At 57.3% G+C, this 8829-nt stretch carries 8 protein-coding genes; 2 read left to right on the top strand and 6 right to left on the bottom strand.

The annotated features are described in order from the left end of the window. The 6 genes from PQR62_RS25385 to PQR62_RS25410 all read right to left on the bottom strand — a co-directional run. Window positions 1-2291 (bottom strand): FG-GAP-like repeat-containing protein (locus PQR62_RS25385; protein WP_408160866.1); only part of this gene is annotated, 2291 nt, incomplete at its 3' end. A gap of 328 nt (window positions 2292-2619) precedes the next feature. Beyond that, on the bottom strand, window positions 2620-3888 hold the full coding sequence (locus PQR62_RS25390) for an NRAMP family divalent metal transporter (protein ID WP_408160867.1): 1269 nt from the start codon (window positions 3886-3888) through the stop codon (window positions 2620-2622). Window positions 3889-4233: 345 nt separating this feature from the next. Continuing rightward, entirely contained in the window at window positions 4234-4362 is a 129-nt protein-coding gene (locus PQR62_RS25395; RefSeq protein ID WP_408160868.1) for a hypothetical protein, read from the bottom strand. A 13-nt stretch (window positions 4363-4375) separates the two neighbouring features. After that, the gene (locus tag PQR62_RS25400; protein WP_408160869.1) at window positions 4376-5878 is read right to left on the bottom strand and encodes a carotenoid oxygenase family protein; all 1503 of its coding nucleotides are present in this window, start codon (window positions 5876-5878) and stop codon (window positions 4376-4378) included. Between the two features lie 12 nt (window positions 5879-5890). Then, window positions 5891-6310 carry a DUF2141 domain-containing protein gene (locus PQR62_RS25405; RefSeq protein WP_408160870.1) on the bottom strand — a complete coding sequence of 140 codons (420 nt, stop codon included), beginning with the start codon at window positions 6308-6310 and terminating at the stop codon, window positions 5891-5893. Window positions 6311-6485: 175 nt separating this feature from the next. Next, window positions 6486-7280 (bottom strand): SDR family NAD(P)-dependent oxidoreductase, encoded by a 795-nt coding sequence (locus PQR62_RS25410; protein WP_408160871.1) that lies wholly within the window; start codon window positions 7278-7280, stop codon window positions 6486-6488. Window positions 7281-7352: 72 nt separating this feature from the next. On the opposite strand from PQR62_RS25410, the gene PQR62_RS25415 reads away from it, so the two are divergent. Together PQR62_RS25415 and PQR62_RS25420 are read left to right on the top strand one after the other, a co-directional pair. Beyond that, the gene (locus PQR62_RS25415) at window positions 7353-8312 is read left to right on the top strand and encodes a bifunctional helix-turn-helix transcriptional regulator/GNAT family N-acetyltransferase (protein WP_408160872.1); all 960 of its coding nucleotides are present in this window, start codon (window positions 7353-7355) and stop codon (window positions 8310-8312) included. A 179-nt stretch (window positions 8313-8491) separates the two neighbouring features. Further along, on the top strand, window positions 8492-8829 hold a 338-nt coding region (locus PQR62_RS25420), incomplete at its 3' end, for a spore coat protein U domain-containing protein (protein ID WP_408160873.1).

The raw sequence follows: 8829 nt of genomic DNA on the forward strand, positions 1-8829 counted from the left end.
ATTCCATCCATCGATAGATATCTGCCCCCTGAATACAACTGCGCGAAAGTGGCTGTCACCCCATTGAGATAATCGTAAGCGCATACAGCATCGGCAAGACCGTCGCCATTTACATCCGCCATTGTCAGCAGTTTGCATTGCGCCAGATCGAAACTTCCGGCTCCGGTCTGGCCGCCCCATACTGCCCATGGTTCAAAGCTGTTGCCTTTGCTCAGCTGGACTAAGGTCGACGTCACGCCATTGCGATAATCGTAGGCACATACAGCATCGGCAAGACCATCGCCATTTACGTCCGCTATCGTCAGCAGCTTGCATTGCGCCAGATCGAAACTTCCGGCTCCGGTTTGCCCGCTCCACACTGTCCATGGTTCAAAGCTGTTGCCTTTGCTCAGCTGGACTAAGGTCGACGTCACGCCATTGCGATAATCGTAGGCACATACAGCATCGGCAAGACCGTCGCCATTTACATCCGCCATTGTCAGCAGTTTGCATTGCGCCAGATCGAAACTTCCGGCTCCGGTCTGGCCGCTCCACACTGTCCATGGTTCAAAGCTGTTGCCTTTGCTCAGCTGGACAAAAGTCGACGTTACGCCATTGAGATAATCGTAAGCGCATACAGCATCGGCAAGACCGTCGCCATTTACATCCGCCATTGTCAGCAGTTTGCATTGCGCCAGATCGAAGCCTCCGGTTCCGGTCTGGCCGCTCCACACTGTCCATGGTTCAAAGCTGCTTCCTTTGCTCAGCTGGACAAAAGTCGACGTCACGCCATTGCGATAATCGTAGGCACATACAGCATCGGCAAGACCATCGCCATTTACGTCCGCTATCGTCAGCAGCTTGCATTGCGCCAGATCAAAACTTCCGGTTCCGGTCTGGCCGCTCCACACTGCCCATGGTTCAAAGCTGTTGCCTTTGCTCAGCTGGACGAAGGTCGACGTCACGCCATTGCGATAATCGTAGGCACATACAGCATCGGCAAGACCGTCGCCATTTACATCCGCCATTGCCAGCAGTTTGCATTGCGCCAGATCGAAGCCTCCGGTTCCGGTCTGGCCGCTCCACACTGTCCATGGTTCAAAGCTGCTTCCTTTGCTCAGCTGGACAAAAGTCGACGTTACGCCATTGTGATAATCGTAGGCGCATACAGCATCGGCAAGACCGTCGCCATTTACATCCGCTATCGTCAGCAGCTTGCATTGCGCCAGATCGAAGCCTCCGGTTCCGGTCTGGCCACGCCACACTGTCCACGGCTCATAGCGTCCGCTTCCCCAGTTCAAAGTCGTGCGAAGCGCTGGCTTGCATATACCATCAGCAGGCGCGCATTCCTGAATAGAGGAAATAGCTGAACTTTTCTGCACTCCTGCAACGTTGTAATTAAGGATGTAACTCTTTACGGCTGAAGTTCCATTCAACGTCTGGATTGTCTTTAAACGCGAGAGCCGCGTCAGCAAGGAGCCTGAACTATATCCATAGATAATGTTGGGCAATTGTTCATAGCTGAATTTCACCGAACTGGAGGGGCTCCGACTCGTCTGGTCGTTGCCCGTATATTCGATCTGGCTAGGATAATATTCCCCGTGCTGAGAGTCTTTGATGTAAGAGGCAGAAAGGTAATTGCCTTTGGTATCTTGGACACGACTCAGAGCCCAGAGTCTAACTGAGGGCTTGCCTTGTGCTTCAATTCTTGAGTCGCTTGTCTTTCCATACTCCATGATCTGCCCGGCTTTGGTCCAGACCTTGAACCATGCTGGACCATTGCCTGCAGATCCATAAGAAACGATTTTTGCAAAGCTTTCTCGCTCCGTCCGATATTCGGTACCATCGCCGCCCTCGATGCCGTTGATTGCCACAAGTCTTTGACCATCAAGGCAAAACCGATCGTTGGCGTCATATTTGACACTCCCTCTCACCGCATCCTGCGCGGGCGTGCGCGGACAACGACTTACCGCCCCCAAACCACCAAGACTCCAGCCAATACCTAGGAGTCCATCCCCAGCCTGGCTGTTGAAGTTAAGACTCAGCCGTGGCTCCATCCCACCAATACCCGGAGGGATTTGAATAGGAATGCTATAGCTTGCAGCACCAGTTTCACTTACCTGAAACTGGCCGGAAATACTCATCTGAGCATGAGCGGAAGGTGCGCCAAATACCAATGACAGCGCGCAAGCAAAAGTCCTGCCCAAGATTGAGCGAAATGGATAAAACAAGGAGATTCCCCCGAATTCTTGTTTGATAGCGATGCGAATATTTTTATTGCCTTGTGATGATACTTTTAACGCACTTAACAAGAATTAAGCTTGCAATTGGCTGACATTTAATTCTCATGGGGCGGGATCTTAACGCAACAAGACATTAATTTCCATAAATTCACGCCTATATAGTGGTCGCGATCTTCCTAACTTTCCGAGGGGAATTTAACTACGTACGCTCAAAATTTTATGCTTCTATTTTTAGCAAAGCTTCTTTTTTAGCGCTGCCACTTAGATAAATCTTGCATTCGGCCCACAGATTTACATCAACGAATTAGAACGTAATTTTTATTCTCGATTCTCTTTATTTTCCAAAAATTCAGATACTTAGAGCATTTTATATACTTGGCAATTCAGGTTAAAGCACTCAAAAACTGACCAGCATCAGGACCACGGCGATCCCCATCATGAATGCGGCCAGCCATCCCAGCACCTGCAGGCGGCGCTTGATGACGAAAGCGCCCATGACATCTCTACGGGAGGCCATCAGCATCATGATCACCATGATGGGAACGGCGATCACGCCGTTGATGACCGCGCTCCAGTACAGCGCCTTGATCGGGTCGAGCGCGCTGAAGCCCAGCGCGGTGCCGGCCACGGTAGAGAAAATGATCACCGAGTAAAAAGCTTTGGCGGCGCCGAACTTGCTGTCGAGACTGCTGTTCCATCCGAAACTGCCGGCCATGGCGTAAGCAGACGAACCGGCCAATACCGGAATGGCCAGCAAGCCGGTGCCGATGATGCCGGCGCTGAACAGCAGAAAAGCGAATTCACCCGCCACCGGCCGCAAGGCCTGGGCTGCCTGCGCCGAGGTCTGGATATCGGTCAGGCCATGCAGATTGAGCGTCACGGCGGCCGTCAGGATGATGAAAAAAGCGACCAGGTTGGAAAACCCCATGCCGACATGGGTATCGATCTTGATACGGCGCAGATTGGCGCGCGCCTGTTCCGGCGCCTGGATCAAAGGCAACGCGCCCGGCGTGGCGAGTTGCTCCTCCACTTCCTGTGAGGCCTGCCAGAAAAACAGATAGGGACTGATGGTGGTGCCGAAAACGGCCACCACGGTGGTGATGTATTCGCTTTTCCAGGACAGATGCGGCATCACGGTGCGCAAGGCGACCTCGCCCCACGGTACATGGATGACCAGCGCAGTGGCGATATAGGCCAGTAGCGCCAGCGTCAGCCATTTGAGCAGCCGCACATAGCGCTTGTAGGGAATGAAGATTTGCAGCAGCAGCGACAAGAGGCCGAAGCCGACCGCAAAAAGTTGTGCCGGGCCGCCGATGATCAGATGCAGCGCGTCGCCCATGGCGGTGACGTCTGCGGCGATATTGATGGTGTTGGCCAACAGCAGCAAGCCCATCACGGCATACAGAATCGGCGCCGGATAATGCATGCGGATATTGGTGGCCAGCCCGCGACCGCTGACGCGACCGATACGCGCGCTCACAATCTGGATGCCGACCATCAGCGGATAGGTGAACAACACCGTCCACAGCATACTGAAACCGAATTGGGCGCCAGCCTGAGAATACGTGGCGATGCCGCTGGGATCATCATCGGCCGCGCCGGTAATCAATCCCGGCCCCAGCTTGTTAAGCCAGCCTTCTTTTTTTTCTGCTGCTTCCGTATTCATGTGCCGTTCGCTTTGTTTGAATCAGTTCGATACTGTTCTACGGCATTTTCAGCAATCACGCTGGCAAATGCGTGCGTTGTCGGTGAAATACGCCTTCTTGGCAGTGCGCTCCGAGTATGTGCCCGATGGAACATGCTCATCAATGCGCTATATCAATCAGCAAATCAAAGGCAAAGATTAAAACTGGCGGATCTGCTCACGGAATGAGCGCAGGTCATTTGATCCATTACTTTGCGAGAGCAGGCAAGGCATTTGCAGGCATGGGCGCTGCATGCAAAAGTCATTGAAACACGTGAAATGGGAGGCGCGCCCTGCTCTTTCTGATCGGCTCTAGAATCGCCAGCCTCACCCTGAGACCAGCGCGCCGCCCATCAAGGAGCCATAAATCGAAGAGCCGGCGGCGACGATGACGTTCATGCCGAGTACCCAAGACATGCGCTGCGACGGATAGGCATCCGCCAGCAAGGCAGTCATCTTGTAGGCCGCCTCAGGTCGCTGCCACAAAATTCCCGTGCAAGCCCAAGGGCAATGCATAAGGCAGGCTTGCCTGCGCCACCGGGCCGTCTGCCAGCGCCTCGGCAGCGAAGCAGGACAACAGAGTTTTCTTCTGCCCCCAATCGAACACGGTTCCGAGCACCCAGCCCGGGCCTTGGGCATCCGGCACGAACACATGCTCTTCCACCAGCGACTGCGGTCCATAACTGAAGTGCTGCGAACGTCCTGTTTCTACCTCGGTGCGCGCAACGGCGCTCCACAAAGGCAGGCCGTCGCGCGTCTGGCTAGCGTGAATCACAAATCCGTGTTGCAGACCGACCAGGCGCGGGTCCATGCGCGGAAACTCCGCTTCCAACGGCCATTCGACCTGAGTCGCCCTGCCCTTACCCAGATCCAGGCTGGCAAGGGTCAGATGCGGCGGCGTGCTGCGCACGAGGCGGCCACGCATGATCTCGCGGGTGCTGGTGAACACGCTGGACGCGTCGGGTGAGCGCACATAGTCGACATGGATGACGGTGCCGCTGCTGCGCTCCTCTTCCCAGGCATTGCCGACATGGAACAGGAAGCCCGCCGGCAACGCCAGTATCTGCCGCCGGCGCCAGTCTTTCTTGCTGATCACCAGCGCCCGCATGCCAAGTTCCGGACGCCACACATGGGCGTCGAGAAAGCTCGCGCCGGCTGCTTTGCGTTGGGCGTCGTAGACCAGCGGAGGCATCAGAAACACCAGATGTCCGGGCGTGACGGCAAAATCATGAATCATGGGCAGATCCTTGACGGGCAGCGCCTCGGCGCGACGCAGCGCGCCATCCGCCGCAATCTCGTAAAGCACCAGCAATCCATTGCTCGAACTGACACCGAAATTCCAGACCGTACCGTCGGGGTCAACTCTTGGATGCGCCGAAAACGGCGCGCCCGCGAGATCCGCCCGCCAGCGCTTGAGGCCGAGCGTTTCCAGCGTGCCCGGGTCCAGCCGCGTAGCCGAACCGCCCTCCCACAGCGCCAGCAATTCGCCGCCTGTGTACAGTACGTTGATGTTGGCGACGTTCATGCTGTCCGGCGAGTTCACCGGCTCAAGCCCGGGAAAGGTCGTGCCGAAGCCCTCCACCAGCCGACGACCGGCGCGCGTCTCGGCCTGCCGTTTGGCAGTGGCCACATAGCGGCCTTGATGATGGACTTTACTGCCATCGATCACGAAACGATGCGCCATGCCGTCGCCGTCGAACCAATGGTGATTGCGCTCACCACCCAGGTCGTGCCCGGCCGGGCCAATGCGATAGAGCGTGCCCGTCAGCGCATCAGGGAAACGGCCCCGCACCGTGGCCGCCGTCAATGGCAGTTCGTCTGCGGGCGTCTCAAACGCGGATTTCCAGGGCGTGGCCGAATCCAGAAACTGCTGCTGCCAGTTCGGGGGCGTTTTAGCGTGTGCCGCTGGCGGCAGCAGGAAAGGAGCACTGCCGGCCACCGCCAGCCGGCGCAGGAGTTCACGGCGATCCATGGGGCACCTCTCTCAATGAAGCTGGAAAGAAATGCTGCTGTCGGTATCCAGCTGTATCGCCGCCGCGTCGAATCCGGGAGGCCCCATACGGCCCTTGGCGTTGTTCGAAAAACCATAGCGCTCGGTCGGCAGACCGACTATGTTTGTATCGAGCTTGCCATTGCCGTTCTCATCGGCAAAGGACTTGAGCGCATAGCGACCGGGCGGCAGTCCAAGGAAAACCAGTTGTGCGCTGCCGTCTCGCATTTGCATTGTCTGCGCAGCCAGCGGCTTGTCGGCAGCCATGGCTTCAGCCGTGCCAAACAGGGCAACGTAAAGTGTGACCGGCGCGATGGGGCCGTCGCTGACCGTGACACGAAGTTCTGCGGCGCCGGCAGCCAGCGGAAATAGCAGCGCGGCGCCGGCGGCAAACAATGTACGCAAGCGTTTCATGACAAGGCTCCGTGGATAAAGGAGCCATCATGCTTGCATCGAATCATCGCGACAGCCAGCGGCATGCGACCAAATGCTTCCAGAGATCGCCAAACGCAGGAACGGCGGCGCCAGAGCTAGTGCGCCAGATGGGCACAAACTTGAGCAGATCAGATTACCGCCGCCGTATCCTGCTTCAAGAGGCGATGAAGCCGCCATCCGCCGCCAGCACATGCCCCACAACATAGGAGGCTTCATCCGAGGCCAGCCACACCACTGCTTCGGCGACTTCCGCCGGCTGCCCCATGCGCCTGAGCGGCAAGCCGGCGGCCACTGCCGACATGTCGGCAATGCCTGAAGCCAGCATCATGTCGGTGACCACGCGTCCCGGCGCCACGGCGTTGATGCGAATCCCGCGCGGCGCACATTCCATGGCGGCAGAACGCATCAAGGAGATCACTGCAGCCTTGGAGGCAGAGTAAAGCGACAAGCCGGGATTCGGATTGCGCAATCCGCTGACCGAGGCATTGATCACAATACGCCCTGCCCCCTGAGCACTCATGCACGAAATCTGGTGTTTGAGGCACAAGAACACCGAACGCACATTGGCATTGAATACGCTGTCGTACACGCTGTTGTCCTGCGCCTCGATGAGGGCGCGCCGCTCCTGAAATCCGGCATTGTTGAATGCCACATCCAGAGCGCCGAAGCGCGACACGATGGTCTGCACAAGCTGCGCCACGTCGTCTTCCTGGGTAACGTCGGTCCGGATGAATAGCGCTTGCGTGCCGTAGCTGCGACATTCGGATGCGACCGCTTCGCCCTCCTGCCGGCGACGACCCGCCACCACCACCGCTGCGGCACCTTCTCTCGCCATCAGCAGCGCCGTTGCGCGGCCGATGCCGCTGCCGCCTCCGGTAATCAGTCCAACACGCCCCTGCATGCGGCCGCGCCCCGCCCTCGGGTCGCCCGGCTGTTCAAGTGTCTCCATATCAAAGCCCTCCCTCTCCGTTTGATACCGCAATTAAGTTGTATAATACAACTTAATTTACGGGAGATGAAAATGTCCGATCACGACCCCTTGCTTATCGATCAGGTCCGTAGCGCCTCGCGTCAGATGGTGCGTGAACTGGGCTTCATGCAAACGACCTTGGCCGCCACCGATTACTCGCCATCGGCGGTGCACTCCATCGTTGAAATTGCCGCAAGCAAGGGGATGACTTCTGCGCAGCTCGCCGAAATCTTGCAACTGGAAAAGTCCAGCATCAGCCGGATGGTGCGCAAGCTGGTCGAAGCCGGAGAGTTGCGCGAAACGGTGAGCAATGACGACGCCCGCTCCAAACTGTTGACATTGACGGCCAAGGGCCGACGCACACTGGCGGCCATCAATCGCTTCGGTCGCATGCAGGTCACCACTGCATTGGCGCAATTGTCGGAACGTGAACAGCAGCTTGTCTGCCAGGGCTTGACGGCCTATTCACGGGCCCTGGAAGCGCACCGGCTTGGTCAAGCCCGCACACCTGCTCACGGCATCGAAATACATCAGGGTTATCTGCCTGGCGCGATTGGGCGTGTGGTGGAAATGCATGCGCGCTTTTATTCCAGAAGCGTTGGCTTCGGGCAATTTTTTGAGAGCCTGGTGGCCTCAGGAATTTCCGAGTTTGCTTCACGGCTGCACAACCCGCGAAACGGCATGTGGGTCGCCGTGGATGCGGATCGTGTTGTCGGATCGGTCGTCATTGATGGCGAAGACCTGGGAAACGATACCGCCCATCTGCGCTGGTTCATTGTCGATGACGGCATGCGCGGCTCCGGCGTAGGCAGAAAGCTGCTTGCCGAAGCCTTGGCATTCTGCGACCGCGAAGGATTTGCTTCAACCCGTTTGTGGACATTCAAAGGCCTGGATGCCGCCCGTCAGCTCTATGAGCATGCCGGCTTCAAGCTGATAGAGGAGTGCCCAGGCCAGCAATGGGGCAGCGAAGTAATCGAGCAGTGCTTCATCCGGGAGAGAACGGCGAGATGATCATGAGAGGATGATCGACTCGGGATTTTCCTGATGAGATTAAAGCAAGCCTAGGGAAGCCCCTGATTCACCAAAGTGCTGTCAAAAATTAAAGTGACTCCATACCCGCTGCAAACAAGTTCTCGCAAGGGGCGAGATCGGGGAGTTTGCAGGGCGTCTGAAATTTCAGGAGAGTCACCATGTTTTTTGCCAAGAAAAATCGCTTTGTCTGTGCTTCCGCCGCTGCTCTGCTGCTGGCAACCAGTGCTCCGACTTTCGCCGCGACTGCAACCGGGTCCCTGATCATCAGCGCCTCGGTGCTGGCCTCCTGCACCGTGGTGGGCTCCACCATCGCCTTCGGCGCCTACAGCTCGACCCAGGTCGATCAGACCGGCAACATCGCTGTGATCTGCACCAACGGCACCACTTACAACGTCGGCCTGGATGCAGGTGCAGGCACCGGCGCTACCACCGCAGCACGCAAGATGACCGGCAGCGGCGGCGGCACACTGAACTACGCGCTGTATCGCGATTCGGG

Source organism: Herbaspirillum lusitanum (assembly GCF_046025995.1).
GTDB lineage: Bacteria > Pseudomonadota > Gammaproteobacteria > Burkholderiales > Burkholderiaceae_D > Herbaspirillum > Herbaspirillum lusitanum_A.